This is a genomic window from Clostridium sp. YIM B02551, from assembly GCF_022324735.1.
Lineage (GTDB): Bacteria > Bacillota > Clostridia > Clostridiales > Clostridiaceae > Clostridium_T > Clostridium_T paridis.
The window spans coordinates 31,920-58,026 of sequence record NZ_JAKGTF010000013.1 but is presented as its reverse complement, the minus strand read 5'-3'; the positions used below and the strand labels follow the sequence as shown (position 1 = coordinate 58,026).

General features: G+C 30.9%; 34 protein-coding genes. 3 read left to right on the top strand and 31 right to left on the bottom strand.

The window, feature by feature from the left end; genetic code table 11:
* Positions 1-75 precede the first annotated feature (75 nt).
* Positions 76-273 (bottom strand): helix-turn-helix domain-containing protein, encoded by a 198-nt coding sequence (locus L1S47_RS15800; protein WP_238884571.1) that lies wholly within the window; start codon positions 271-273, stop codon positions 76-78.
* A 27-nt stretch (positions 274-300) separates the two neighbouring features.
* Positions 301-732, bottom strand: a complete 432-nt coding sequence (locus L1S47_RS15795; protein ID WP_238884569.1) for a helix-turn-helix domain-containing protein — start codon at positions 730-732, stop codon at positions 301-303.
* Positions 733-865: 133 nt separating this feature from the next.
* Here L1S47_RS15795 and L1S47_RS15790 point away from each other — a divergent pair, with 133 nt between their 5' ends.
* Complete coding sequence (locus tag L1S47_RS15790; RefSeq protein WP_238884563.1) at positions 866-1,054, top strand: helix-turn-helix transcriptional regulator; 189 nt, start codon at positions 866-868, stop codon at positions 1,052-1,054.
* A gap of 136 nt (positions 1,055-1,190) precedes the next feature.
* A complete protein-coding gene (locus L1S47_RS15785) occupies positions 1,191-1,970 on the top strand; it encodes an antA/AntB antirepressor family protein (RefSeq protein ID WP_238884561.1) in 780 nt (259 codons plus the stop codon).
* 120 nt (positions 1,971-2,090) lie between these two features.
* Here L1S47_RS15785 and L1S47_RS15780 read toward each other — a convergent pair whose 3' ends face one another.
* From L1S47_RS15780 to L1S47_RS15770, 3 genes are all read right to left on the bottom strand, one after another.
* A complete protein-coding gene (locus L1S47_RS15780) occupies positions 2,091-2,552 on the bottom strand; it encodes a DNA-binding protein (RefSeq protein ID WP_238884560.1) in 462 nt (153 codons plus the stop codon).
* A 143-nt stretch (positions 2,553-2,695) separates the two neighbouring features.
* Positions 2,696-2,908: a helix-turn-helix domain-containing protein gene (locus L1S47_RS15775; protein ID WP_238884558.1), complete on the bottom strand. Its 213-nt coding sequence runs from the start codon at positions 2,906-2,908 to the stop codon at positions 2,696-2,698.
* Positions 2,909-2,913: 5 nt separating this feature from the next.
* Complete coding sequence (locus tag L1S47_RS15770) at positions 2,914-3,078, bottom strand: hypothetical protein (RefSeq protein WP_238884556.1); 165 nt, start codon at positions 3,076-3,078, stop codon at positions 2,914-2,916.
* Positions 3,079-3,930: 852 nt separating this feature from the next.
* Between L1S47_RS15770 and L1S47_RS15765 the strand changes: the two genes are divergently transcribed.
* The gene (locus tag L1S47_RS15765; RefSeq protein ID WP_238884554.1) at positions 3,931-4,176 is read left to right on the top strand and encodes a hypothetical protein; all 246 of its coding nucleotides are present in this window, start codon (positions 3,931-3,933) and stop codon (positions 4,174-4,176) included.
* 314 nt (positions 4,177-4,490) lie between these two features.
* On the opposite strand, the gene L1S47_RS15760 is transcribed toward L1S47_RS15765, so the two are convergent.
* From L1S47_RS15760 to L1S47_RS15635, 26 genes are all read right to left on the bottom strand, one after another.
* Positions 4,491-5,258: a hypothetical protein gene (locus tag L1S47_RS15760; RefSeq protein WP_238884553.1), complete on the bottom strand. Its 768-nt coding sequence runs from the start codon at positions 5,256-5,258 to the stop codon at positions 4,491-4,493.
* Positions 5,258-5,632 (bottom strand): hypothetical protein, encoded by a 375-nt coding sequence (locus L1S47_RS15755; protein ID WP_238884551.1) that lies wholly within the window; start codon positions 5,630-5,632, stop codon positions 5,258-5,260. The genes L1S47_RS15760 and L1S47_RS15755 overlap by 1 nt, the downstream gene beginning before the upstream one ends.
* The gene (locus tag L1S47_RS15750; RefSeq protein ID WP_238884550.1) at positions 5,629-6,225 is read right to left on the bottom strand and encodes a hypothetical protein; all 597 of its coding nucleotides are present in this window, start codon (positions 6,223-6,225) and stop codon (positions 5,629-5,631) included. The genes L1S47_RS15755 and L1S47_RS15750 overlap by 4 nt, the downstream gene beginning before the upstream one ends.
* A 641-nt stretch (positions 6,226-6,866) precedes the next feature.
* Positions 6,867-7,184, bottom strand: a complete 318-nt coding sequence (locus L1S47_RS15745) for a hypothetical protein (RefSeq protein WP_238884548.1) — start codon at positions 7,182-7,184, stop codon at positions 6,867-6,869.
* Positions 7,185-7,206: 22 nt separating this feature from the next.
* Positions 7,207-8,019, bottom strand: a complete 813-nt coding sequence (locus L1S47_RS15740; RefSeq protein ID WP_238884546.1) for an N-acetylmuramoyl-L-alanine amidase — start codon at positions 8,017-8,019, stop codon at positions 7,207-7,209.
* Positions 8,020-8,036: 17 nt separating this feature from the next.
* The gene (locus tag L1S47_RS15735) at positions 8,037-8,312 is read right to left on the bottom strand and encodes a hypothetical protein (protein ID WP_238884544.1); all 276 of its coding nucleotides are present in this window, start codon (positions 8,310-8,312) and stop codon (positions 8,037-8,039) included.
* A 165-nt stretch (positions 8,313-8,477) separates the two neighbouring features.
* A complete protein-coding gene (locus tag L1S47_RS15730) occupies positions 8,478-8,741 on the bottom strand; it encodes a hypothetical protein (RefSeq protein ID WP_238884542.1) in 264 nt (87 codons plus the stop codon).
* 225 nt (positions 8,742-8,966) lie between these two features.
* Positions 8,967-9,272 carry a hypothetical protein gene (locus tag L1S47_RS15725; RefSeq protein WP_238884540.1) on the bottom strand — a complete coding sequence of 102 codons (306 nt, stop codon included), beginning with the start codon at positions 9,270-9,272 and terminating at the stop codon, positions 8,967-8,969.
* Positions 9,273-9,283: 11 nt separating this feature from the next.
* Positions 9,284-15,124, bottom strand: coding sequence for a phage tail spike protein (locus tag L1S47_RS15720; protein WP_238884538.1), 5,841 nt, complete (start codon positions 15,122-15,124; stop codon positions 9,284-9,286).
* 30 nt (positions 15,125-15,154) lie between these two features.
* Complete coding sequence (locus L1S47_RS15715) at positions 15,155-15,541, bottom strand: DUF1617 family protein (protein WP_238884536.1); 387 nt, start codon at positions 15,539-15,541, stop codon at positions 15,155-15,157.
* Positions 15,541-15,777 (bottom strand): hypothetical protein, encoded by a 237-nt coding sequence (locus tag L1S47_RS15710; RefSeq protein ID WP_238884534.1) that lies wholly within the window; start codon positions 15,775-15,777, stop codon positions 15,541-15,543. Before L1S47_RS15710 ends, L1S47_RS15715 begins: the two co-directional genes overlap by 1 nt.
* 48 nt (positions 15,778-15,825) lie before the next feature.
* Positions 15,826-16,536 (bottom strand): phage tail domain-containing protein, encoded by a 711-nt coding sequence (locus tag L1S47_RS15705; RefSeq protein ID WP_238884533.1) that lies wholly within the window; start codon positions 16,534-16,536, stop codon positions 15,826-15,828.
* 8 nt (positions 16,537-16,544) lie between these two features.
* Complete coding sequence (locus L1S47_RS15700; RefSeq protein ID WP_238884532.1) at positions 16,545-19,886, bottom strand: phage tail tape measure protein; 3,342 nt, start codon at positions 19,884-19,886, stop codon at positions 16,545-16,547.
* 43 nt (positions 19,887-19,929) lie between these two features.
* Positions 19,930-20,130, bottom strand: a complete 201-nt coding sequence (locus L1S47_RS15695; protein ID WP_238884530.1) for a hypothetical protein — start codon at positions 20,128-20,130, stop codon at positions 19,930-19,932.
* Positions 20,099-20,530: a hypothetical protein gene (locus L1S47_RS15690; protein ID WP_238884527.1), complete on the bottom strand. Its 432-nt coding sequence runs from the start codon at positions 20,528-20,530 to the stop codon at positions 20,099-20,101. Before L1S47_RS15690 ends, L1S47_RS15695 begins: the two co-directional genes overlap by 32 nt.
* Positions 20,531-20,587: 57 nt before the next feature.
* Positions 20,588-21,181: a hypothetical protein gene (locus L1S47_RS15685; protein WP_238884525.1), complete on the bottom strand. Its 594-nt coding sequence runs from the start codon at positions 21,179-21,181 to the stop codon at positions 20,588-20,590.
* Position 21,182: 1 nt separating this feature from the next.
* A complete protein-coding gene (locus L1S47_RS15680) occupies positions 21,183-21,521 on the bottom strand; it encodes a hypothetical protein (RefSeq protein WP_238884524.1) in 339 nt (112 codons plus the stop codon).
* A 9-nt stretch (positions 21,522-21,530) separates the two neighbouring features.
* Positions 21,531-21,908 carry a hypothetical protein gene (locus L1S47_RS15675; protein WP_238884522.1) on the bottom strand — a complete coding sequence of 126 codons (378 nt, stop codon included), beginning with the start codon at positions 21,906-21,908 and terminating at the stop codon, positions 21,531-21,533.
* On the bottom strand, positions 21,908-22,288 hold the full coding sequence (locus L1S47_RS15670; RefSeq protein WP_238884520.1) for a hypothetical protein: 381 nt from the start codon (positions 22,286-22,288) through the stop codon (positions 21,908-21,910). The genes L1S47_RS15675 and L1S47_RS15670 overlap by 1 nt, the downstream gene beginning before the upstream one ends.
* Entirely contained in the window at positions 22,285-22,596 is a 312-nt protein-coding gene (locus L1S47_RS15665) for a hypothetical protein (protein ID WP_238884519.1), read from the bottom strand. Before L1S47_RS15665 ends, L1S47_RS15670 begins: the two co-directional genes overlap by 4 nt.
* A gap of 11 nt (positions 22,597-22,607) precedes the next feature.
* Positions 22,608-22,856: a hypothetical protein gene (locus L1S47_RS15660; protein WP_238884517.1), complete on the bottom strand. Its 249-nt coding sequence runs from the start codon at positions 22,854-22,856 to the stop codon at positions 22,608-22,610.
* Positions 22,857-22,908: 52 nt separating this feature from the next.
* Entirely contained in the window at positions 22,909-23,946 is a 1,038-nt protein-coding gene (locus L1S47_RS15655; protein ID WP_238884515.1) for a major capsid protein, read from the bottom strand.
* 20 nt (positions 23,947-23,966) lie between these two features.
* Positions 23,967-24,311: a hypothetical protein gene (locus tag L1S47_RS15650; RefSeq protein WP_238884513.1), complete on the bottom strand. Its 345-nt coding sequence runs from the start codon at positions 24,309-24,311 to the stop codon at positions 23,967-23,969.
* Positions 24,312-24,325: 14 nt separating this feature from the next.
* A complete protein-coding gene (locus tag L1S47_RS15645) occupies positions 24,326-24,940 on the bottom strand; it encodes a phage scaffolding protein (RefSeq protein WP_238884511.1) in 615 nt (204 codons plus the stop codon).
* Positions 24,941-25,063: 123 nt separating this feature from the next.
* A complete protein-coding gene (locus L1S47_RS15640; RefSeq protein WP_238884509.1) occupies positions 25,064-25,630 on the bottom strand; it encodes a DUF1643 domain-containing protein in 567 nt (188 codons plus the stop codon).
* Positions 25,631-25,773: 143 nt separating this feature from the next.
* Positions 25,774-26,070: a hypothetical protein gene (locus L1S47_RS15635; RefSeq protein WP_238884505.1), complete on the bottom strand. Its 297-nt coding sequence runs from the start codon at positions 26,068-26,070 to the stop codon at positions 25,774-25,776.
* Positions 26,071-26,107 lie beyond the last annotated feature (37 nt).

Genomic DNA, 26,107 nt, shown 5'->3' with positions numbered 1-26,107 from the left:
TAAAAAGTAATAAGTTTCCTAAAATATTAGATAAAATTATATTTTTTGAGATTTTTAAGATAAAAAAATAGACACCTACTCTCGGTGCCATATTTCTTTAACATCCTTATTCAATATTTCAGCTATTTCTAATGCTTTTTCAAGTGTAGGACGACTTTTATTATTCTCCCAACTCCAATATACTTTATTAGAAATGCCTAAAAGTTTTGCAAATTCACCAGGTTCCTTCATATATTCTCTCATCCTAATTTCTCTCAATTTATTCTTTACCATTTAATCACCATATTTACCTAAAATAATTTATTGCTCATTATCTTTATCCAGAGTACGGTAAAAGTCTACAGCGGTTTGTATCATTTTCTTTTGTAAATTTCTTATGTCTTCTATGCTTAAAATACTTAAGTTGAAATCATCCATATCTAAAAATTTCAACATATATAGAGTTTTATTTGTACACAATTCCTTTACCATCTCTTCTTCATCTTTTGATAAACTTATAAAGTACATTTGCCCACTCTCATTTAAAAATTCTCTAGATTTAACAATTTCATGTGAATTAACTCCTAGAGCAGAAGCAATTGAGCTGATATTTTCAATTTTAGGGACTCTTTCGCCTCTTTCATATTTATTTAAGGCTGATAATGAAATATTACATTTTTCTGCTAACTCTTTTTGAGTCAATCCTTTTTCCGTTCTTAATCTCTTTATATTTTCACCTATTGATGTATTCATATCAATTCCTCCCTTTATATATATTATAAATAACAAAACTTAAAAAGTATACACATTTGTGCTTGACATACACAAATGTGTGTGTTAGCATTAAATTATTAGTTACACATTTGTGTGTGTTAGGAGGTGAGTCATGGGTCTACAATTAAAGCTAAAAAGAATTGAAAAAGGTTTTAAGCAAGGCGACTTAGCTAAGGAACTGAAAATTTCAAGATATCGATTATCTGCACTCGAAAGAGATAAGGTAAAAAATGTGAATATCGATTTAATGAAAAAAATATCTGAGTTATTAGAAACGCCTATCCAAGAATTATTCTTTTAAATATCAAAAGCCTTTAATTAGCTGGTAACTAACAAAAGGCTTGCACACCTAAGTAGGTGCAATAATATAATCTTCATTTATATTATAACCTACTTTGAAAAATTTTAATACTCTAAATTCAAAGGAGGATACAGTAATGAAAATAATTGAAAATGGTTTAGTACCTGTAATGGAGAATGAAAAAGGTGAACAACTAGTTAATGCACGAGAATTGCATTCATTCCTAGAAATTAAAACAAAGTTTTCTGATTGGATAAAGGATAGGGTTCAAAAATATAACTTTGATGAAAATATTGACTATATAACTTTTTCCGAAAAAACAGAAAAACCTTATGGCGGCAGACCTAGTACGGAATATATTTTGAAACTTGATATTGCAAAAGAAATTGCAATGGTTGAGAACAATGAACAAGGAAAAAAAATCAGAAGATATTTCATTGATGTAGAAAAGAAGGTTAAACAAAGACAACTAGAATCAATAGATCACTTCAAGAAAGAACAAATGATGCTCGATTTTGTAATGAATAAGCTTAATATTAATGAGGGTAGTAAAATTAAAATGCTTAAGCAATTTAATAAAGCTCATAATTTAACTACAGAATACCTTCCTGATTATACAGACGAAAAAATTACTAAGTCACTAAGTGAACTTTTAAAACAATATGAAGTTGGAATGAGTACTATAAAAATGAATTCCTTACTCATTAAATATGGACTTTTAGAAGAAAAGACACGTCCTTCTACTTCTAAAGGTACCAAGAAATATAAATCTTTAACCGATAAAGGTTTAAAATATGGTAAAAATCTTATAAGCTCCAGTGGAAACCAAAAAGAGACTCAACCTCATTATTATGAGGATACTTTTAATGAATTAGTAGAATTGGTTTTTTCTAATGAAAGAAGAAGGTGTTCATAGTGAATAATCCTAAAGACAATCAAAAGTTACTCGGCTTATTTATTAATATAAAATCAATAAAAATGAATGACAAATTAATATACAAATCAAAATAAGGAAAGTCCCAAGATGGGACTTTCCTTATTCAATTGCATTAGCTGTTATTTGAATTAATCCTGAATCTTTTCCAGTTACTTTGCCATATATTTTTACTTTTTGACCTTGCTTAACTTCATACTTCAACATATTCATTACATTGTACATGCCACTACCGCCATCTTCATTTGTCGTAACTGTAAACTTTGGAAATACTGAATCTGTATTATCAACATTAGTAACTTCACCTTCTATGTATACAGATTTATTCTTAAAATCATCTTCATGCCCATTTATATCTACAAATTTTATAGGCTTAGCCTCTGATTTTATTTTTGCATTTAATTCGTCTTGAGTAAGCTCTTTTTTATTCTCATCTTCCTTCTTAGTCTCAGTCTGAGTTGTATCTGATTTTGCACTTTGTGTATTATCCTTCTTAGAAGAACAAGAAACTAAACCAACACTCACTACTCCTATAATAAATAATACAATTATCTTTTTTCTCATAAGTCCTCTCCCCTTTTACATTATAACTAAATAGTACCATATATAGGATATAGTTGTATATTTTAAATTAACAATATATATATATTGTTAATTTAAAAACTATAAAAGCACAACTAAAGAATTTACTTTAGTTGTGCTTTTAACTATCTCTTATAATACTTTTCTCTAAGTTCACCTTGCTCTTCTTTTCTTTTTTCAACATCCTCTTTTAAGTAAATCCCCTTTTTAACCGCTATTAATTTACCCTGCCTATTCATATCAGATAATCTTTGCTTGGAAATTCCTAAATACTCGATTACTTCAGAAGATTCCATTGTATGCTCTGAAATTAATTTGATTAATTCTTCTCTATCCATACATTCTACTCCTTCTTAGTTGCTTTTAGTTTTTTTATCTTATTAGAAGAATATCCAATCATAATTAAACCTATGAGAAGTATATATATGTTTTTTTGAAATGCAGCAACGATTAAGAAAACAGTCGCAATCATTAGTGAAATTTCATTAATTAGAATTTGTCTTTTCATATATATTCACCACCTTGTATTTTTTGGGGTAAGTCGGGAGGATTTCTCCTCCCTTTGTTCACTTCTCTGACTTGTCTACAATGTCTATGCACTTATCTATTATTTGTAATATTAAGTACGTGACACCTAAGACTTTTAATAGAATATCAATCATTAACTCACCCCCTGATATTATTATATGACATTCTACGTACTAAGTCAATAGGTTTTTGAAAATATTTGCTTTTTTTTTAGATTTTATTTATACTATAATTAATAGAATATCAATCATTTCCCAAAGCTCGGAAATGAGAAGGGTGGTAAAATTTATACCACCCTTTTTTATTGCAAAAAAATAAAAACCAGAATTTAATATCAATCTATACTGGTTTTTACTTAATAAATGAATAACTTAGATATAATTTTTAGCCAAATATTGTATATACACTCATTGTAATGTATAATTAATATTGTCATTTGATCCTTTCTTTTAATAAGATAGGGTTTAAGAGAAGATGCGTGCATACATCTTCTCTTTTTATTTATATATATTTCACATTGTATATAATTACGAGCTTTGTCAATACTCTAATGAGGTGACAATTGTGGATGAAGATTTTATTAATATATTATTAACTTATTTTTTTCTAGCAGCACTTGCAGTTTCTTTTCTTGTATTAAATGCAATTGTAATTATCTGTATAATATTTAATTTTTAATTTCACTATGCTTTTAATCGTAAATAAAAAAAGCCTAGAAGGATTTATATCTCCCTCTAGGCCATTTCATTATTCTATACTAATGTTAAACATTTCCTTCTTATTTTAGTATTTAAATAATTAACCTTACTAATACTATATAGAGGTGAATTTTATGAATGAATATAAAATAAAATCTATAGCCCTGTATTCATATATAGACAATTGCAATGGTATGTGTAGAAGAGTTATGAAAGACATTAAAGAACTTCCTTATGATAATTATGAACTTTTGGAAGCATACTTTAATGATAAAGAAGGTGGAGGACGAGATTATTCTGAAATAATTGAATTAGGGGCATTATTAAATGATTTAGAAGAAAAATATAAGGAAAATTGGTTTGAGCTTCGTGGCAAATAAAAAATAGCCTAGGAATGACATCCTAGGCTTTATATATTTTATTCAATTAATGTAATATTTTCAAGCTTTCCTCTATTTTGAAGATGCATAAGTAACTTATTGTGAAGTATCTTTATAATTCTTAATTCAGAACTTTTACCTCTTTGTTCACTGTAATAAGACTCTTTTAGTGATAGTAGATAGTTAACATTTCATCTAGATTTATTTTCTTAATAAACCCTCCTCATTTTATCTTTTCATATAATATATATGAAATTAAAATAATTTTTTCGGATTTATTACCACTTTTCTGTATCTATTAAAACAATTTTTAATTACTTTTTATTCTTAGAATCTCTTTCTATTTTTTCTATATTATTATTAATAATATTTAATTGTTTTTCCAAATGTTCTTTTTGAAGCTTTAGAATCGATAAATCACATGAATTATTGAACGAATACAAATCTAAAAAAGTTATTATTCTTTGATTTACCTGATATAAATCCTCTGGTTCTAAATAACCTTTTAATGAAATTAAATTATCTTTATGAATAGGCGTAATATAACATAAATCAGCGAAGGATGGCTTAGAGATTCCATTTGTTTTTTCATCAATATAATAAAATGGAACAATACCACCAGACTTAATTAAGCCCATAAATTCTTCATCCTCAGTATGTTTTTCTTTAAGTGAATATATAGGTACTCCAAATACATAATCTTCATATAAGGCTATATCTTTTGTCATTTCAAAAGACAAAATTAAATATGGTCTTAATTTTATCTTATTAATTAGATTGTATGAATTTGCACTATCAGTACGCTCTTCCATTGTCATATCTTTTAACTTATATTTGTGTACTACTCCTTTACACATATTAAAATCTTTTTTAGTACAACTTTTACAATATGCTTTTCTGTTAATTTGTAACTTTATTTTTTTTCCATTACTTAGCCAACAATTATTATTTTCATTTTTACACAGCTCATCATAACAATAAAAAAAATTAGGTGTATTCGATATTTTAAACGGAACAGACGCTAAATATATCTGCCCTCTAAATAAAGGTAACTTTTTAAGAGCATTCATTACTTTTAGCATCAGAAATCATCTTCTAACAGATTTATTAATTCTTTTATATTTTGATTTTTAACTCTTTTGTCTACTTTAAAATCATAATGAGCTGAATTTAAAAATTTGGAATAACTTTTAAGCATACTATTATAAACAGATACTGTATCTTTATTTATTGTTATCCATGGATTATAGACAAATTCTCTTTTCTTCATAATGGATAATTCCTTTTTAGTAGATTGTTTTCTTAATATACTATCCATCAATATGCTTTTATATTCTTTAATTTTCAAATATTTTGAATATACCTCCAGATACATAGACCCATTATAAGAAGCTATTTTACCTAACTTATTATTATTATAACTGTAGTTTAAAATATCTGCGGATGCTATACTCATAACATTTCCCCTTTTCTTGATTCAATATATTTCTTAAGTAATTCTCCTTGCAAAGTATTATTATACTGATCAAAATCATATACCACTTTAAGTATATCATTATAATTTCCTTCAACTCTAAAAAGTGATTTTGCATAAAAACTACTTTCTTCTGCAAAATGAGGAGAAAGTTCATTTACCAAAGGAAAATTTTTATAAGTCATAAATAATGTATATCCAACGAACATTATGCCTTTGTCTTTATGTTGTTTTGATTCCTCAAAATAATTCAGAAATTTTTCTTCCTCTGTATCATATATAGTACTCAATTCTATCTCACCATTTATTATATTGCATTCTTTTGATATTTCTTTATCTAAATTGGATAAAAGCTCACTATATGTTTCCAGTTTACAAATGCTATCAAAATCTAAAATAACTTCACTATCTTGGATAAAAATATCATCTTGTAAATCTTCATCTAATAATAATCTTGCATATTCTTCACACACTTCACCGTGATAGGCTTGTCCTAAAGCAGCTATACTTTCATAACTTTTAAAATCCTTGTCCAAGTTTAATGTTATCAAGACTCGTATCTGTTTACTCTTCATATAATCCCCCCTAAACTATTAATTATTTAAGATATAAATTAACTCAATAAAAAGCCAAAGTTATTATATTATTTTTTTAATTCGACATAAAGGAAATAAATCCTCTTTTATGAATAAAAGTGGTTTATTCATATTAGCTTGCATAATCTTTTCAACTTATATCATTATTTTATTTAATAAGTTGAAAATGTATGTTTCAAATATTTTATACTATTTTTATTTATTTCCTCTTATTCATTAACATTTTGCCTAACATCGCTCTTATATGCGTACCAATTTGAAATATTACCTGTTATCATAGTAACTTTTCCTACATTGCTTTAACTAATCCCCAAAGTCGCTAATTATATCAATCTCATATAAATTTTCTATTAAAAGAACCATCTTATCTTTGTTATTCATAAAACCACCTAATTACTAGGATTTCTAATATCTTATAGAAAGCACCTTAGAAATAATATTTAATCTAAAAGTACAAAAAGATTTCTTATTAATAGTGACTTTTTAATTATTATATCATAATATATCCACTAAATGTAAATACTCCTTTTAAAGTTGTATAAACAACATATGACTGATTTACTTCCATTATAAAAACAAAAAAACCATGACCTAATAATATTTTAAGCCATGGCTATTAACTACCCTATACTATTATTTACTTGTCCATCATCTAGATAATCCTTGAGTTTATTATATAGGTATTCTACTATTTTTCTTAATAGATCCTTAGATAAAAATAGAGTTATTCTTGCAGGTAAAAATTGATATGCTTTATTAATTACCCATTCAACCTGTTCATCTCCACTTTGTAAAACTTGATCCTTAGCATATCTCTTTGCTTGAAGCATTAAGCTGTAAGTAATTTGTTTGAAGTTATTCCACTCAAACATAGCATATAGTAGCACTGCTAAAACAACCACAATTACAAATCTGTTTTCAAATAAAAATTCTTTCATAATATATTCCTCCTAAAACTTTTTATAATTTAAATGATTTAGATAAATTTAAAGTATCTTCTCGATTTATTCCTTGGACTAATCTAGTCTTATAAGAAGTCCATCCATTTGAAGGATTTGCTCCTACACAAACCACATTCTTATACTTAGAATAGTCATAAGGTCTTAGTGCATAAATTGTAGGACAATTTAATTTGTCAGCTATAATATTTGCCGCATCTAAATCTGCTAATGCTCCATAAACAACTATATTCCCCATATCTTTTACCTCCTTAGCTTGAGTTACTGGTGTAGTAACTTGTATTGTTTTATTTAAAATGGCTTCTGCTATTTTTAAACCTATCTCGTCATATCCAATTTGCTTGTATAATGCCACGTCATCTGTTGCTTCTACAAAGCAAACTTCAACTATAATTGCACTCATTTTAGTTTTTCTTAACTCGTAAAGGCCTGTTGAAGTTTTTACACCTCTGTTATTAAAACCTAAGCTTGCTAATTCATTAGTAATTCTTATTGCCATAGGCTCAGCATCTCCACCAGTACCATATATCCATGTTTCTGTACCTATTGATCCAATATAATTTGCATATGCTTTATTAAAGTGAATACTAATAAAGTACTCTGCTCCCCAGTTATTAGCTTTATCTACACCATAAGCTAAATCTGTATTCACATCACAATCTCCTGGTGTTACATCCAGTGTTTCTGCTCCACCTAGTCGAAGATACTTTCCTACTGCATCCTTTACTTTTCTATCCTCTGTAGTTTCATCAATTAATGCACTTGCACCAACTGCTAAAAAATTATGACCACCTCTATAAGCAATTTTTGACATAACATATTCCTCCTTTATTATTTTTCAAATTCATCAAGTCTTTTGTGTGCTGATTTTGTACTTTCTTCTACTCTTGTAAGCCTATCAGCTAGCGTATTAACATCTTTCTTTGTATCCTTTATATCCGACTTGATCTCATCTATCCCATTGATAGCATAATCTAGCTTTATTTCTACCCTAGTTGAATTGCTTGTCTCTTCTTTTGTATCTTGCTTAAAGTTTCTTTTTTGAGTAATTAATACACCTGCAGCACCAATAAGCGTGCAAATTAAGCCTAATGTTAAATTGTCCATCATACACCTCCACTTTTTTGTAAAATAAAAAGAGAGCTGAATAATCAACTCTCTCGATCTTTACTATTCCTTTTAGCCGTTTCAACTGGGCAAATAGAAAACTCTTTGTCTGTCCTCTTTAGACATTTCTCATATATACAATTTTTACAATTCATAATTGTTCACCTACATTCTCCATAGTACCCATTTGCAAGTTTCCTTATTATACTTAAGTTCTAAATACCGTATTACTCCATTTATTGTAGCTTGACAGCTATATACTAGGATTTCTATTTTGTTTGCTTTTTCTTTTCTTGGTAGAAGTCTCTTGCATATTTTTATTTCTTTTTGTGTTCCTTCTTCATCTTCTATCATAATTGCATGAGGTTTCATATTTCCTTCAAGGTCATGACTAGTTAAGACTTCACACTTTTTATCTAGTACTCTCATATAACCCACTCCTTTAAATGATATTATACGAGAACATTTGTTCTGTTTCAATATGTTTTAGAATCTTTTTCTATACATTGTATAAAACTCTTAATGTTGTCAATAATCTGAATAATAAGGAAGGTGCTTCATTTAGCGTATAATCACCCCCAAGTGATATACTTGACCTTCCTTTTTTCATGCAATAAAAAAGAGCTTTGCGCTCCATATACTTAAATCCACTCATTATACATTAATTGCATCTTCAAAATCTGCATCATGCATCTTTATATATCCATAACAAGCTTTAACTGGACACATTTCTGCCATGCTTAGCTCATCTGTACCGAATATATCAAAATCATCTCCGTATATATTGTATATCTTCCTGTGTACATAAGTGGATGGCAAGTTATTTCTCGCTTCCTCGTTAGCATATCCATATATGATTACTTGTGATCTCCTATCTAAATAATTCATAGCTATTGATTGAACCGTCCAATATGTTGCAATTGCCCCTGTAGGTGCAGTTATCTCTTTACTCAGTGCCATTCCTCTACCTCCTAATATAATACTAGCCAATCTACTTCAGTGGAATCTATTCTCTTGCCTATTATTCTAAAATCAAGTGTACCTGTATACCCAGTAACCTTAAATGAGTTTTTTGTCTTTTCAGTTACTACTGCAGATCCAACGCTTGGGAATACTGCATATCCATATAACACTTTAGAAAGTCTATCATCTAGTTCTATGATTGTCCCTTCTTTGCTAACTTCTACATCAAATAAAACATCCTCGATTAATACCTTAGGACTGTCTACTGGAGATAATCCATAATTAGTATTATCTACTTCAATTGATCCTCCACTCTTAGTCCCGTTTGCATTTAGCGAGTGTCTTTGCGTACTACCAAAATAGAAATATGCTCCAGTTGTAGCATATAACATATAATTAGATGCATCTCTTCTCCATCTTGCATCTCCACCGCCCATGTCAACACCACAGTTACCACTACCTATATTAAATACTTCTGCGTTACTTTGCCCTCTAACTCTTTCGACTATTGCTTGTATCCCCATAAAATAATCATATTCTAATTTAGCCGCCCCCGAAAGAGAAACAAATGCATTTGCACCAATGGTAGTATTAACATGTACTGGCCAATATGGATAATTAGGATTAGTGTTCCCTATCATCATTATGAGTGACCCATTTGGGTTTTTCACGGTTATTGTTCCTTCAGTGCCACCTAAAGTCACAATATTAACACCTGATGAATTGTAGCTGTTTATAGTATTTCCTGACATAACTACTCTAGATCCATCTGCTGCAGTCTGAAGGGTGAAACCAGTTAAAGTGCCAACAGCAATTTTATCGGCTGATATTGTACCTGTAATTATGTTGCTTCCATTTATAGTTGTTGAACCTGGTGTTATTAAACTTGATATAGTAACATACCCAGATAGGTCAATTTTACTTGCACTTAACTTTACAGTTTCGGGACTTAAATTAATAGCTGCTATAACTCCATTACTATCTACTTTAGCTGATATCGAATTAGCTTGTACTGTCAAAGATGCCTCTGCACTTGTAATTCTATTAACTACATTCCCTATATTAGCATTTACAACATGACCATTTGCAGTTTCTTTATATTCTCCTGATATTGCACTATCGAACAATGGAATCCATGTAACTCCATCTACGCTTACTTCTGTCTTAGTTCCGTGATATGTTCTTCCATCGAAATAATAATGCCAAACTTGAATATAATCCACATTATCATACACCGCTCCTAAATCTAATACTAAAGCGTTTAAGCCTGATGTGGTAGTAGAATATTGACCATTATTATTGCTATTTAATCCTTCGTCAGTTGCATATTGGGGGTTGGTAACTGTACCTGTTACCGCTGTAGGTGTTTTACTCTTAGCTAAATTGGTTGTTCCTTGCATTACTTTTATTTCTGTCCAATGATTTCCACTACCAGCTGTAGAATTATTTAACCAATCTCTTACATACCTAAACTTGATTACATTATTTTTTATGGTTTCTACATCTGACTTACTAACCTTCAATGCAATAGAATTACTTAATTGTGTTATACTTGTCTCTGAAGTGGATACCCTTGTAGTCAATGCCGTTAAATCACTTTGAGATGCTGAATCTACTCCGAAACTTAAATTTGAATACCATACTGTAGAGCCTGTAACATCTCTATTATTTAAAAGCAATAGCTTTACATAAGCTGTTCCGTATGCAAATTTACTCATTACATTATCTCCAGTAGTGTCTATTCCTCCAATAGCTCCTGTATATTGTGTCCATGAATTTGGAATTGCTACCTTAGCAGCTGCAATATACTTATAAGTAGATGCGTTAACATAACCAAGTTGGCTAAGTTTAGTTCCTGCTACAACTGTTCCTCCTGTCCATGCTGACCTTAGCGTTATGGTCTTATTAACCGTGTCAATTGAACCATTAGCCCATATGTCTGAACCCGATAGATGCCTAGAATATGTCTGAGGTGGGTATAAATATCCTGCTTTATTCTTCCAATCCCAAAATATAAATCCTCTTTTACCCGCTATAGTAGTATTGTTATCCCAATTATCTACATTATCTAAGTATACCACCGTGTCTCCGTTTTTAAGGTCTACGGTTAAACTCGATAAAGTATTAGCCGTATAACTATGATTGCCCATTGTAATTGAGTTACCATCACAATCAAATTCTGCTACTCCTAAATAAAAGTTAGCTCCTGTATATGGATTAGTCTTAGCCCATATCGATAGTTTATAAGTTTTAGTTACGTCTACTGGGATTAGCTCATCTGAATACCTTACTGAATTATATACAGCATCCTTAAATGACCCTCCTGAGAAATATGAATCCGAGCCATCAAACACGAAACTACTAAAATTAGTGTTATTGCCTAAAGTAGCATTTCCATTACTAACTAAATTAGCTCCTCTTGAGTTTACATAATTCTGCACATCTGTTTGAGAAACCTTAATAGCAATAGAATTATTTAACTGTGTAATGCTTGACTCTGCTGTAGATACTCTTGTAGTTAATGCACCTAAGCTATTATTAGTAGTATCTAAAGCACTCTGATTAGCTTTAGATACTAAATCATTTGTATATGCTGTTGAACCTCTAACCGTAAATACTATTGCATCACTTGTTATCTTCAATTCAGCTGCATTCATTCTCGAAGTTAGCGAACTAATTGCTCCATCATTTGAAGTCTTATAAGTTGTAAAATCTGAACTATCAACTTTCAAGCTTATGCTATTATTCAATTGTGTTATGCTACTCTCTGCGGTAGTGATTCTATTTACCGTTGTTGGAATTATCTGTGTACTTAATTGTTTGAAAGAAATATCCTTTATATAAGTTACTCCAGTATTTGCACTCCATCTTGTAAGTATTCTTAGCTTAACATATACCGCTTTAAATCTAACGCTATCATTAGATGCTACTGTCATGAATCCTTCAAATGTCTTCCATGTGTTTACTGGTATATTAGCTGAATCAACTTGTACTGTATAATAACAAGCATTATTTGTTCCTACTGGGTTTTTGTCTTTATCAAAGAACTCAATTCCAATATATAAAGTACCATTAGTTGTAGCCTCATTATAAATGCTTAACATAGTATAAAAAGGACTTGTTAAATCAATAGGAATAAAATCACTATTTAAATAAGTGGAATTGGTTAGCTTTATTACATACTGGTCTGTTATTGGGGCTGCTAATATTCCATTAACTAAAGAATAAGTTCCTCCTGCTGGACTAAACACAATAAGCGGTTTATCGTCAATTCCTTTTTTAAAGTTTTGGCTTAAAAGCTCTTGACCGTATAGCTTAGTCATTGCGTTAAGGTCATTTATTTTAGCGGTTATCGAATTGTCTATTGCAACTTGTGTATCTTCAGGCGCTGCTGACCAATCTGAATTTCTATCTCCAGTTTCTAACTTAAACTCGTCAAATAGTACTGTACCTGTGAATGACCTACCAAATCCATATACCTCTATTTGCTTGATGTTCTGATTAGCCTCTACCTTAGTTACTGCAAAATTCCAATCTGTATCTGTTCCACTTACAAATCTATTCTCATAGAACTTACTTGAGCCATCATTAAGCCTCAATATAACATATAGCATAACTACTGGATTATTTAGTGTACTTATAACTAAATTTTGTCTCTTGTATTTAGCTTGAATAACAAATGAACTATTTTTATTTAGGTCTGTAGTATTATAAATCTGTCTAACATATCTTCCGTTAGCATCAACTACTCCTGTTATGCTTGCACACTTGCCCTTAAGTGGGTCTGTACTATCTATAACGGCATTTATCGCTGTCCATTTATCCATATCTCTACTAAAATCTGAATTTAGTAGTAAGTTTCTTCCACCAATCTTAACACCTTGTACTGCGGTAGTTATATCTTGCTGCCATATCTTAGTACTTATCTGACCTTGAATTGTGCTTATACTTGTTCCTTGGTTACTAACCGTAGTTGCGGTATCAGCCACTGTGCTCTTCAAACTCGTAAATGCAACATCCAAAGTTTGATTTTCAGTATCTAGCTTTACCTTACTAGCTTTTAATGTACTAGTAGCTCCATTTACCTGGGCAACAAGGCTTTCTTTCTCTATCTTGGATCCGTTGATGTTAGCCGAATCACTGACCATATCATCCCTAATTATCTTAGACTTAATACCACTAGCCTTAAGACCTGTAGCATCAAACATTAGATTTCCTGAGCTATCCCACACATACATGTTATAGTCATTTGTTGCATCTTTTCCTATTTGAACTCTAACTCTAGCTGAATCCTTAATTTGTATGGTATTATCAGAAATTAACATATTCCCACTTGTAGAAACTATCCTAAACTTAGTAGTACTAATATCTCCAGCAAGAATTTTACTAACACTAAGATTATTTATCATAGCATCATTAATAGCTCCATTCGCAATTAATCCACTACCTGCAGTAATAAATCCTGCTTGCATATTTGCAGCTGATAAATTTCCTGCAAGTAAATCATCTATAGATGCAGCTCTCGATTCTAAAGTACTTATTTTTGCATTAGCAGCGTTAAGGTCCGTAATAGTTGCACTACCAGCTTCAAGTGTTCCAACTCTTGCTGCTACTGCGCTTAAATCTGTTATTGTTGCTCTTGTAACTTCTAAATTTCCTATTCTTGCTATAGTAGCATTTAAAGAATCAATTGAAGCTTTATTGGCATATAAGTCAGCAATATTTGCATCAATGACTGTAAGATTTGTTATTCTAGCAACTTCACTATCAAGATTTTTAATCTGAGTAACTGCATCTATGCTATCAACCTTACTTCCATCTAGTCGTCCATCACTTGTTAAAACTGTATCTGCAGAATCTATAACTGCTTGGTTTTCAGCTTGAATATCTTCAAAGCTTAGAGACTTGTTTGCAATATCACATGAGTTTCGTTCAGGTTCATCTGGATACTCAACTATTTTAACTATCCTTTGCTTTTCTTTAACTTTTTTATCTTTAGAAAGAAGCGTAATAGTATCTCCAAGATCATAATCTAAGATATTTTTATACTTGTCATTTAAATTTGCCAAATCAAATATATCTGCATTGTAGGCTCGTATAGGTTTAGATAATTCATCAAGTTTAACTTCAGCATCTTCTAATAAACTTTGAGCATCTGTGTATCTGTTATCTTCCCAATATACAGTTATGATCTTAGTTGAGTACTGGTAGTTTTCAACATATTCTTTGCCACCATTGATATCCTGTATACTAAGACTATCTTTACCCCTCGGAATTAGCCTAGTGCAATAATCATATGAACTACTTTGTATGCTAAGTTTTCTCAAATTCAAATTATCACTAAAATAAGTCCCTTTATCAGAACCCATAGATTGATAAACATAAATTTTCTTATTTATAGCATCAAACTTAAAATCACACCTATAAACTTTTCTAATTTCTTGCAGAATATCATATGAACTGCAATTTGCTTTTCTTACAGTTCTCTTCTTGATAACATCACAACTTCCTATAGTCCAGCCTGTACCTACTAAGGCTAAATTTACTGAATTACTGCAACTTTGTTCAACGCTTTCAAAAAAAGGAAAAGTCTTTCCCTTCAAGTCCTCAATATTGACTTTCCCTACGAATCCAGTCCAATCATAATCTGCTTTTATTTCTTTAATTACATACTCATTTTTCTTCGTCCTTATATAGAATTCTTCTTTTATAGAGTCATACTTAGGATCTGATTGTTGGTAAGAAAAAGAGAGTACTTCATCACCATCTAAAGTCCTCTCTAGAAACAAATCCTTATAATTGTTTAATCCTGCTATCTTATTTTTATCTAAATCATATAATTGAAGCATTCCTTCCTCCTTTCTGAAAAGGAATTAGGTTTATTCCTCTATCATATAGTCGATTGCTATAAGTTCTGAAGCCGATATGTGACAATTATCTAAAAGTGATATAGAGAACTTATGAATCTCAATTTCATTTTCTATTGCTAAAAGCTCATTAATATCCCTATTCCACAGATCAATACAATCATCCTTAAATTTCACATTGCCATTTTCGTAGGAAATGATATTTCCTTTTTCATCTTTTTCAGCGTACTTATCTATAAGCTTTTCTCTCTCTTTATTATATATTTTTAGTTCGCTTTCAATTTTACTTATATTCTTAGCTATAGCGTAAGAAGCTTTTATTTGTAATTGCTTCTGTGCTATTTCCTTTAACTTTGCTGCATCATTTACTATTCTTTCATTGCTTAATTTTACTCCCATTATTGTATACCTCCTAAAACTTCATCTTCCACTTTATATACCTCTTTTTCAAATGCATCCATATCTGCTCTTACTTCAGTTTTATTTTTAGAGTACAACTCTTGATTAACTATTGATTTAGTAACAGTTGCATTACTTGTCCCATCTGTAGAAATAGTTGCATTTAAATACACAACTTGAACTCCATTTACTTCACTTATTCCACTTAAAGTAATATTCTTATTTACTTTTAACATTATTAATCATCCTTTCATTTTTAGATATTAAAAAAGAGCTTTATAGCTCTATATCCATCTAGGTTTATATTTTATGTTCACGTCACATGAGTTTTTACTCAAAGTAATTGTATTTGCTCCTGGTTGAAGTTTAGGAAAATCCCAACAATCATAATCACCAAATTTATTTGCTCCATTTTGAAGCACTGTACCATCTTCACCACTTATAATAACCTTCTGTCCTGCAGTTAAGTTTTTAATCGTAAATGAATCGCCTAAACCAGTAACTACTAAATCAACTAAACTTACTGAAGGTGTTATCTCTACTATAGCTGGTGTTTCTATATTTCCAGGGACATTTAGTGTTTTAGAAGATAATCTATTAAGTAGTTCTGTTGTTTCAGGTTTATACTTATATCCCGATACTAGCAAAACATCAGCTCTTTCTACTTCTGAATTATCACATACATCTGTACCAATATATTCATTTGATTTGCTTTGTAATATGCAATCAAAATAGAAATCAATATCTTCAAATTTCACAGTACATATCTCTAAATATTTCAAAAATACACTTTTCTTTTCCTCTAATGCTTGCTTAGTATCTCCCTTAACTACAAACTTGCAATTTACAGCTATATATTTGTTATTTTTATTTAATACAATAGGTCTGAATGCACCGTCAATCCATTCATTAATAATATTTGATTCCGCAGTACTTATTTGTTTTTCTAAGAGATTTGATCCAAAGTTATTAATATCAATATTATTTATTAACAATATTTGTACTACCTCCTCCTCAAAATATTTGTTGCTAATTTATTACTAACTCTTGGAACAATAATTCTATCAATTTCTTCACCTGCTATACTTATTGGTATTATTATATCACCACCATTTGGAGTATTAATATTTTGTAATACACTTCGCGCAACCTCTTTGGCTGTTTTCATTACCATATCCTCTGAAGCTTGATGATTATATATCCTAGTTCCTTGAGGTAAATCATAGACCTCATATCCTCTCTCATGCAATGTAGTAAGTCCACCTTCAAAGTTGTTTGTTCCACTTGCATACATTGCAGGTCCTGACATTTTATCAGTTCCTGTAGCGTTACCATGTGGCTTATAGTAGGTATTCACAGTTATGGTTTTGGTTTCTGGAGTACTTAACCAATATGATATTCTTTGATACCATTTCATTATTTCTCCTGTAGTAGAATCAACATTTCCTTTTAAATCTTCATTCATTCCAAATATAGTACTTACAGCATTATCTCTGGTTTGTTGAGCATTGGAAACTACGCCATCTTTCTGTCTTTGAGCTTCAGCAATCATTTCATCTGCTTGTTGACCAGTTATTGAATGCGCTTCATCTCTTAGTCTGGTTATAGCTGATATTCTCTGATTATATTCATCATTCGCTGCTTGAATTGCTTTATCTCTACTTTCATTAAGCTGCTTTATATGCTCACTTGCCTGTTCACTTGTTATTCTTCCATCATAATCCTTCATTCTCTGTAGTATTGTCTGTGCTTCGATTTCATTCTGGCTTAATGCATTTACAGCATTAGCTCTCATCTCATTTTGAAGCTTCGTAATCTCAGAAGTCTCATCAGCTGTTAGTTGTCTTTTTTGAGAAGAAGCATTAGCCATAATGGTATTTATTTGTGATTCATAGTTCTGTGTTTGGGTTTGTTTGTCTGTATAATATTGATTTGTTTTAGCTAATATATCAGCTTGTTCAGTTGAAGTTAATTCATTTTGCTGAGAAAACATATTTTGTAGACTTTTAATACTTTCAATTCTCTGCTTTTCATATCCTTGAATTACTTGTGTTGCCATTTGATTAAACTTGGCAGTCATCTCATTTTTAATATCTTCCGAAATTCCAGTAGAGTTAATGTATAGATCTTGCATTTTTTCTTTTGCTTGATTATCTAATTCGATATAGGATCCAACTGCTTTCTTAGTTCCATCACTAATTTTAGTTACAGTTGTTTCAGTTGCCATTCCCATGGAGTTATATGCTTCTTGAGTAGAAGTTGCAGTATATTCAACTTTATCTGCAAATAAATCTACACTCGGGATAATCTCTTCATTTAAACTTTTATAAATTGAATATCCAGCAACGCCAACTGCTGCTGCTCCTGCTAACCATGGAGCAAATGCAAGTGCTGCACCTCCGAAACTAGAAGCTAATCCTAATATTCCTCCGCCAGCTGCAGTACCTTCAGCTACTGTAGCAGCAGTTCCTATTCCTTCAACTGCCGTAGCTACTGTACTTGCACCTTTAAATAACCCAAAGAATGTACTTATCTTAGGCCCTAATGTAAGAAGATTAGCAAAAGTATTAATTGCACCACCAGTAAGACTTAATAGCGGTCCGAGCGCGGCACTGGCAAGTCCTATTTTTATGATCCATTCCTGTGTACTTGGACTTAAACTATCAAATTTATCTAATAAGCCTGATAGTAAATCAATTCCTTTATCAACTACTGGCAAGGCCTTGACCCCGAGTTCCATCAACGAATTCTTAGCTTTATTAAGTGCCTTTGAAAATTTAGTTTCTGTAGTTTCAGACATTTTATTGTAAGCATCATCTAAAGCTCCTGTATTGTCCTTCATTTGTCTCATTGACTCATTATATAATTGCATACCATTTTCTGATGTTAACATTAATATAGAATTTAATCCTTCTACAGAACCAAACATCTGAGCAAATGCAGAAAGGGGACTGTCAGACATTTTAGCTAATGCTTCTAAATCCGTTGTCAAATTTTTATTTGCTTTAGATAAATTCTTATATTCTTCTGTATTCTTTTTACCGGCCTTCTCTAACTCAAGCATTTTACTTGCGTTTATAGTGACTTGATTACTTACATTTGCAAACTCTGGACTTGCTTGTTTAAGCTTTTCTTTTACATCACTTAAAAATCCTATCCATCCTTTTGATTTTACAGCACTTACAGAAAAATCTATTCCTAACATTTCAGCTGCATCACTCGCTTCTTTTGTTGGCTTTACAATATTACTCATTGAAGCCTTTAGGGCTGTGACAGATTCACTGGTATCTAAACCTTGAGCTGTTGTACTTGCTAAGGAACTGAATAATTCATTAGTTGTAATTCCTAAGGCTGCTGCAATAGGAGTTACTTTACCAATGGCTCCAGCTAGTTCTCCAAAGGTTGTTTTACCAAGGTTTTGAGTAATTAGCATTTGGTTTGCTATATCATTAGTTTTATCAGCTGTTAATCCATAGGAATTTAGAACAGTCGTGAGTCCGTCTACCGCAGTAGCTGTATCTGTAAATCCTCCTTTTGCTGCTTTAATAGCTACATTTAAGAAACCTACTGACTTAGCAGTATCAACACCAGCTGATAAAGTCTCATATAATGCATCATTTAAATCTTTGGTTGATGTGCCTGTCTCATTTGATAAATTAACTACTCCTTGCTTCAGTTCATCTATCGGAACCTTAGTTGTATCTGCAATAGTTGAAACTTTAGCCATTCCTGATTCAAAATCCATAGCAAACTTTTCGGCTGCAGTTGCTGCTCCAACAATAGGTAATGTAACTCCCATTGTTAATTTAGACCCTAAATCACTAGCTGTTTGACCTATTCTTTTTAATCCTGAAACTTTTTCATCAATGGAATCATAAGCTTTTCCTAACAAATCTAACTTTCCTGATAATGTTGTTGTTTGTTTTGCGGTATTATCAAGTTCTTTAGATAATTCTGCATGAGAAAGTTTTAAATCCAATAAATGTGACTTATACTCTTCAGCCTCTTTTGAGTTATTTCCGCATTGCTTTTCTATTGTTTGCATAGTCTTTTCAGACTTTACAATTTCATCGTCTAATAATTTTATTTGAGCTTTTAATGAATCTATTTTATTTGAATTATCAAGTAATTCTTTACCTGTTCGATTACTTGATAATTCCCAAATTCTATAGGACTTATCTATATTACTAACAGCTGTAAATATACTTTGATCCATAAAGTAACTTGATTTCTCTACACCTGTTTGTAATGAATAAAATCCTTGTATGGCTTTAGAAATAGATGATTCAAATTTATTTAATCTTAAATCCAAAGATGAATAAATACTTCCTAAATCGGTACCCAATTTCTCACCTTCTTTCTATAAGGCAATAAAAAAAGAACCACTTCTAAATGATTCTTTTAGATCCTAATAGTAACTTAAGACCTGGATTATCTCCTTTATTTTTTCTCTCACTTTTAAATCTTGGTTTTCTTCCTTTTTCAATATTTAAAATGAATTCTTCTAATGCTTCGTCAAAGCAATATGATTCATATTCATCTTCAATGTTTAAGATTTCACTTGGTCTTTTTTGATATCTCTGACTCATTCCCAATAGGCTCAGTATCTGTTTGCTTTTTACGAAAGGGTTCTAGTGCCTTTACACCTCTAATTGCATAATTATATATTATGATTTTTTGTTCATCCGTAAGTCCTATTACTTTTTCAACTTCTTTAAATGTTGGCTCAACCATTGTAGCCTCTGCAAATAACTCTGCTAGTTCGTTTATAGTTTTTAGCGATGTTTCATCCTCTGGTAAAACAGCATTCCCTTTAAAGATTTCAACTACTGTACCTATTAGTGGATTAGGTATCTTACCTTTAGATGCTAAATCTAAAAGATTAACTCTCTGTAACTTAACATTAAAAACATCATCAATATCCCAACCTGGTAATTGTACTTCAATATATTTCTTAGCCTTTAATTCTTCTAATGTTGTAACTGGCATTAATATTCCTCCTTTAAATATATTTAAATATAAAAGAGAGCTTTTAAATGCTCTCTTTTAAGCTGGTAATAAATCAACATAGTCAATAGAATATATTGGCTTCTTTAGTTTTGAATTTTCTTTTGCTGTAAGATTAAACTCAGGAGCAAAGAATTCCTTCTTTAAATCAAATTTAATAGGTGTTCCTTTACACTTCCAAAATGTAAACTTAACATAATTTAGAACTGCTTCACCTTCGTAGTTTTCTACATATGCGGTTACTTTTAGAAATCTTTTATTGGCAACTCCTTCTGCCATTGTAGCTGCATCATACCCTACTATTTTATTAGGGTCTGCTTCATCGTATCTTATGGTTCCCCCTTGTACTAAAGGCATAGCTTGAACTGGAAATTTAACAGAAGTCAACTTTAATCCAAGAGCTTCTAATAGATCTTCATCCTCTGCTTGGGCAAGTATCTTTTTACTATCCCTTAATGTATTCTTTTTACCTTCATTTATTTGTGGATCAAGTCCAATTTCAGAGTCACAATCAATTTTTATTTTTTTACCATCAGTTTTAACATCAAATGTAGTAGAGTCTAATTCTTCGATATCCACTCTAACTACATTGTATAAAAAATCTCCTCCATCTTGAGCAAAACTTACTCCCATTTTATACTACCTCCTTAGGTTTTTTATATGTTAGTCTCCTTGTATATGCTTTTATACTTTCATCTATTATTTCTGGTGTAACTGTGCCAGTATCCTCTAACTTGCCTTTCAATAGTTCTTTTACTTTTATAATCATTTGATCTAATTCAGTTATATCTCCCAAAGGAACATAACAGAAAATGTGAATTATCTGCCATCCACCCTGGCTATTATTTAAGCTATTAATCTGATTATCAAACTTAAGTACTATATGTGGCTCTTTGCATAATCCTTCATGTTCACCAATTGCGTAGCATGGATACACTGGATCTAAAATATCAAATATCTCTTTTCTTGTCATATAATTAAATCACACCTTTATAGAACTTATTATTTTCTTCCATCCTTCTAGAAATTGAGGTGCGAATTCTTGAATAGCTTTTTCTAGAACTGCATATTTACCTTCATTGCAGAGTTCAAGATAAACTCCATAATCCACATAGTGACTTAATGACACCATTAACTCATCAACATTCTTCCATTTAACTGTTGCTCCTAAAAAAAGTCTTGCATGTCCAGTTCTATCTTCCCAAATTGCATTTCCTTTTTCTTTCGCCCACTTTTCCATGCTATATGCTATGTTTTGAGCGTCTAATAGCAGTGCTGCTTTAAGCTTTGGTGTAAACTCACTTAGGTTTTTCATTGCTTTATCTAATCCTTGCATATCAATTTTTAGTCCATCTGACATTAATTCGTTACCTCCAAATCTGATTCATAGATATTTCCCATGATTAATCCAGGATAAGTAACCTCATATCTTAGTCCATTAAGCTCAAAATAGTCCCCTACTTTTACCTCAAAACCTTCTGCTACAATCAGCATTGATATGTTTTTCACTGAGTATATGCTTCCAGCTTCTTTACCTTCCCCAGTAATCTTATTGTTACCACCTACATTACTATGGTTTGAATCATCGATGAAAACATCTATTTTAGCAACTAAATCGGCTCTTTTTTTCCCTCCTCGCATTCCATTGCTATCTACTTCATTTCTCATAAGTGAAATGTGAGTTGGTTTTATAGAAATAGCTTTAAGAACTTGTCCTTTAACTCTTTCTAAATTTATCACTTCTCATCGCTCCTTCTCATAGAAGATTTATAATATCCTCCGCTTGATGAAGTCGATGTATTTTCTGCATTATATTCAGATAGATATTGATTTGAAAGATTTGTCCAATAATCTGGACTTGCGTTTTCAATTGTTATTGGCCCAATTTTAATGCTTTTTTCTCCATCAGCTTTCATAAGACATAGCTTTGAAGCAGTGAGTTTAATACTATTATTATTCAATGCAAGAAATCCGATGAGTTCCTCATCTGTAAAGTATGGATACTTTTTTTCCTGAATCAATAACTTTAAAAGAGTTAATTCATCCATTTATGCCTCACCTACTCTTGTTTGCCATTTCCATCACCAGTTCCACTATTACCATCGCCATCACTATTATTATCTGCTCCATTACCAGGTTTTTTCTCTAGTTTTCCAATAAACTCATAGTTATCAGAATCATTTTCAACATCAGATTCTCTCATTAAGAATTCTTGACCTTTCTTTATAACATCTTTATCATATTTCAAGTTTTTCTTAGCCTTTACCTTCACATTTCTTTCTTCTGCATTTACTTTAGCTTTTGCCATTTTAATCATTCCTTTCAAATATAAAAATAAGGCAAGGAGAAAATCCCCTTACCTATTTAACTTTTGCAAAGAAGCATTCATCAGCTCTATCAAATGAAGGTAAAACTAATTGTGATACCTTAGTTTCAATAGTAACAGGATCTTCCTTAAGCATTGTTGTGATAGCTACTCCTGTATTAACTATTTGAGTATCAAGTTTACCTGAACCAAATACTTTATCAGCTTCTTCTGGAGTAGTACCATACACAGTCTTTCCAAGAGCTCCATCTGGTATTAAAGTAACAAGATCATCCTCGTAATAGTTTAATGTATTTTCTTCTTCATCCTTAAATGTACCATTCAAAATACCAACAGATAAACCAAGCTTTGTGTTTATATAATTGATTATGTCCTGATCAGTTACAATAACAGCCCCAATATTTCTAGCTTTCAACTCATTAATAATAGCTGCATTCAATTTTACATATCCAAATGTTTTATCAGTAAGTAGTATTCTGGTTGGTTTAGCATACCCATCATTGGTTAGTGCTTTCATCCATCTAACCAAGTCTCCAACTATATCAGCATCAACATTATCCCAAGTAGCTAGTCCTATTAAAGTTTCTTTATGTGCTGTTGGGATTTCATAATCAACTACTATATCTCCATCCTCTGTTACAATATTAATTTCACCTTTTTGAAGCACTTGTGATCTCATTCTTCTAGCTTGTACGTTTGCACCCTCTACTAAAGATTGATAATTTTCATAAATTTGTGAAATAAGCTGGTCAACTAAATTTTGATTATTGGCTTGCATAGCCATCATTAAATTTTGTCTATCTCTTTCTTTTATTAAGACAGATTCTTTGAAGAAAGGTAGTTCTTTCTTTTTAAGGTCTAAGCTCGCCTTTAGCGCCCTTGGTTTAACAGCTACATCAAATGTTGACATTCTTAAAGCTACTGGTCTTTGTCTTGAACCTTTAGCAAGTTCAAGTTCAGTCCCCCATTGTTTTGCATTAGTAAATAACACCTCGTCGATTGTTGTTTGAGGTGGTAAGTTTTTAACATATAGAGCTATTTGTGTTGCATTTATAAAATCTACTAAATTCATCTATTTTCCCTCCTTAAATTTTATAGAAATTGAATCATTTTTAAAGCTGCTTTAGTTTCTGCAACTGGTGTAGCAGGTAATGCACTTGCCTTAATAAATCCAAATATTGTAACTGGTACAACCTCAGTTCCTTTTGAATTTGTAAAGTCTACATCTTCGTATACAATTCCAAAAGCACTTGAACCTAATTCAGCTGTATTAACACTCTTACCATTCTTATCAACTATGGTACCAGCTGGTAAAATTCCATTTGTTAAAGTTGCTACAGTGTTGGATACTTTGATATTGGTGTTTTGAAATAAGTGCCCAGCTAAAGCTAGAATATTTTTTTGTTCACCCATTATGGATGTTGAACTTTGTCTCATTATTTTTTCCTCCCTTATTTAAAGAATTTATTTGCATCTTCACTTGATTTTAATTGTTCAGTTTTTTCTTTTGCTAACCTTTCCCCTAAACTTAAATCTCCTTCTCTACCTAAACTTGATTTTCCACCAGTATTAAATGAACCAGTCCCAGGGACGTCTTTTTCAAATAAGTAATCTTTCTCTTTTCTGATAGTTTCTAATTGCTCTTTAAGTCCAATTATTTCCTCACCATTAACTTTTAACTTTTCATTATCAAGTAATGCTTTAATAAGGTTTATATCTTTTGCCTTACTATCTTTTAATGCATTATTTAGTGCTATATCATATTGAATTTTCTTAAGCTTATCTTCATATTCACTAGCAGTTGTTGAATTGGCTGTCTTAAGAGCTTCTATCTCTTTACTCAATTCCTCATTATCTTTAACTTTTGCTTGAAGATCATTTAATTGCTTATCTCTTTCAGTTATCTGCTTCTTATAGTCATTCTTCTCATCGTTAACCTGAGTAAATCTTTCCTTAGGAACATAGTTAGAACTATCAACTAAATCCACTTCTTTATACTTATTTTTAACTTCTTCTGATAAAGTGTTATAGGCTGTTTCACCTATGATTTCTTTTAAAATTGCCATTATTAATTCCTCCATTTCGTTTTTTACGTGTTCGACACGCTTATAGAGTTCCTAAGTTTGTTCTTTTACGCCTGCATACTTAGTTAAAAGGCGATAAATAAAAGAGAGTAGATTTCTACTCTCTTATAGCTCATACATCTTAATTTCATAATGTGGCAGTGTCCACTCTTTTCCGATTATAACTGGATGCCTTGGCATTATTCCCTTTTTGTCTTTAAAACATCTTAAATTTTCTATATGATTTTCTAGTAATCTCAAAACTTTATTCGCTTGCTCCCTAATATATTTAGCTTCACCATCAATTCTTCCCCATCCAATCAAAATAATATCTTCACTATTTATATCCTTTAAACCTTCTTTAATTAATTCTATATTTTTTTCTTCATATAGAATCTCTCGATTTTTTAGTTCTTGGGGATTTGTACTCATTAAAGCAAATAAATTATATACAGTTAGCCTTTCGAAACCATCTTCACTAAAATAATTAGTTATATTAGTTATGGTATTATCACCTTCTACACATTTTGCTTTACTAGGGTTAAGCATTATAGCAATAATCTTTTTGTCTTTAGGATTTGACTTATCCTCTCTCCAATCTCTATATAAGCTGTATCTATATTCATTTCCTTTTGCACTTTTTACATAATGCATTTTTGACTCTATAGTTCTTTCTATTAATTCTATATTCATAATTCCTTCCCCCTTATGACTTAATTGTACATACTGGGAAAATCTATTACAAATCTATAATTCTTTATTATATATATTCATGCTACTTTATATTGCTAACATAGTATAACAACTATATGACTATCGTTAAATTACTACATGCTCTATTTTCCATTTATTCTATTAATCTCATGATGCAGTGCTTTTTGTATATCATCTATCTTTTTGTCCTGAAGTATTAAATCAATATTGTTATTTGAAGCAAATTTTCTCATTATTTCAATCTGCATAGCTCTTTTTAATCTTCTACACTTTGCATTCATGACACCAACTATATGTTTTTTATTACAGTTAGGACAATGATAATATACTTCTGTAAGCATGGCTCCAATATAGGACTCTTTTAACTTGTCCTGTGTCATTTCAAATTCTCGCTTACATTCTTCACATATAACTTTCATCTTCTTTCACCTCAAATAAAAGTACCTACTATCGGAT